Source organism: Mycobacterium sp. (assembly GCF_050701675.1).
Taxonomy (GTDB): Bacteria; Actinomycetota; Actinomycetes; order Mycobacteriales; family Mycobacteriaceae; genus Mycobacterium.
Map to the genome: position 1 here is coordinate 1 of NZ_JBOGDD010001177.1, position 2,250 is coordinate 2,250.

At 63.5% G+C, this 2,250-nt stretch carries 2 protein-coding genes; both read left to right on the forward strand.

Translation table 11 applies throughout. The annotated features are described in order from the left end of the window. Positions 1-409: 409 nt before the first annotated feature. Entirely contained in the window at positions 410-1,078 is a 669-nt protein-coding gene (locus tag ACRDUX_RS36485; protein ID WP_526421678.1) for a GntR family transcriptional regulator, read from the forward strand. 75 nt (positions 1,079-1,153) lie between these two features. Beyond that, positions 1,154-2,250: CaiB/BaiF CoA transferase family protein (locus ACRDUX_RS36490; RefSeq protein ID WP_526421680.1), on the forward strand; the 1,097-nt coding region annotated here is incomplete at its 3' end.

Consider the following 2,250-nt stretch of genomic DNA (forward strand, 5'->3'; position numbering starts at 1 on the left):
GCCGCGGCGACGTAACACGGGGCCCAACGGCCTGCGTCGCGTAACAGGAGTCGGTAGGACCGCTGGGCACCTCATATCGGTGAATGCATTTCGACCGCTCGGCGCCCCGTAGGTTCGACGTCGTCGGCGCGTACCCCACGGCGATCCTCGACGACCTTCGATGAGGGGCCTTCTACCGCGAGGGACTCGCGGTAGAAGCTGAGGCAGGACGTCACGGGGCTCGACTCCGACTCCATGTGCACCTGCACGTCGTGGAGCGTTGACGAGCAGGTCACAGTGCCGACTCGCAGTCGGCAAACTCACACGGATGTTTTTCGAAGGTGAGCGGATATCTGCGGCAAGCAATGTATACCTAATGCATGTGTTTGCGTATTTCGTATGATGTGCGTACCGACGGTTAGGACATCACATGCCACTGAGCGCGCCGGGGTCAGCAGAACCCATCGTCAAGCGGGCGAACGTGGCCGTGGCGGCGGCGCTGCGCGACGGCATCATCAGGGGTGACCTGCAACCCGGCGAGTCGATCCTGGAAGAAGACGTCGCGGCGACCCTCGGCGTCAGTCGTACGCCCGTGCGCGAAGCCTTGCTGCTACTGGCCGGGGAGCGACTCGTCGACCTCGGCAGTGTTCGTGGTCAGCGGGCGACGGTCCGCGACATGTCCAACGAAGAACTCGGCGAGATCTACGCGATGCGGAGCCTTCTCGAAGGCTACGTCGCTCGTCAGGCTGCGCAACGCGTCACCACCGCCTTGCTTGGCGAGTTAGAGCAGAGCATCGAGCGAATGAAGGTCTTGTGCGGCGACGTGTACGGCCTCATCGACGAGAACCACCGCTTCCACACCGCGATAATCAGCGCCTCGGCGACCAATCGACTCGCCTTCATCGTCAACAACTTGTTGCAGATCCCATTCGAGTACAAACGGGATTTCTGGGCCGACTCAAGCTGCCTCGAAGTAGACCTCAACGGGCATGCAGAGGTGCTTGGTGCCCTGCGTGACCGGGACGCGGACGCAGCAGAGACCGCGATGGCGAAGCACCTGCAGGACGTCGGCGGCTTGGTGCTCGGCAAGCGGCACTAGGTCGTCACCCTCGCCCCTTCAAGGCGTCGGAGCACACCCTTGATTCCTGTGTTATTAATGCTGTATACATAACACATGGACCTCATAACCGAGGAGCCGCGCACCGACCCAGCGGCGACACTGTTCGGACCCTTAGCCGGAATACGCGTCTTGGAGCTGGGCTCCATCGTGGCCGCATCGTTCGCCGCGCGACTGCTGGCAGACCTTGGGGCCGAGGTGATCAAGGTCGAAGGGCCCGACAACTTGGATCCCCTGCGCGGGTGGGGCCAGGGCTCGGTGGACGGTCGATCACTTTGGTGGGGGATCCAGAGCCGCAACAAGAAGCTGATCACGCTCGACCTGCACGGCGAGGAGGGGCAGAGCCTATTCCGCGAGTTGGCCCGGCACAGTGACGTCGTCGTCGAGAACTTCCGGCCCGGTACGCTCGAACGTTGGAACCTGTCTTATGACCGGCTAGCGGCGGCGAATCCGGGACTCATCCTCGCCCGGATCTCCGGATTCGGACAGACCGGTCCGTATCGCCGTCGCCCTGGTTTCGCGGCCGTGGCCGAGGCAATGAGCGGGATGCGGTTCATCAATGGCTATCCGGACCAGGCACCTCCCCGGGTTGGCCTTTCGCTCGGTGATTCGATCGCCGGAACCTTTGCAGCACAGGGAATTCTGGCTGCGCTCCACGAACGGCATGCGAGTGGTCTCGGCCAAGAGATCGACGTGTCGCTGGTGGAGTCCTGCCTTGCAATGATGGAGGGCGCCGTTGCCGAGTACGACCGCCTGGGAATCGTGCGACAGCCCACCGGAACCCGCATCCCGGGGGTGGCGCCGTCGAACGTCTTCAAGACCGCCGATGGACTGTGGTTCGTCATCGCAGCGAGCCAACAGCGGATGTTCGAGCGGCTCTGCGTGACGATGGGCCGCCCGGAGCTTGCCGTGGACCCGCGCTTTTCAACCCATGAGGGCCGGGTCAGTAACCAGATCGAACTCGAGGAATTGGTAGGGGAGTGGGCTCAGCATCGGACCGCCACCGAACTCCAGGAGCTGCTCGAGGACAGTTCCATCGCCGCCGGCCCTGTGTACACGATGGCCGAGGTCGTCCGCGACCCGCAGTTGCGGGCGCGTGACTCGCTCATCACGCACCATAGTGAGTCCGGCGACTTCCTCGCGCAGGGCGTCAC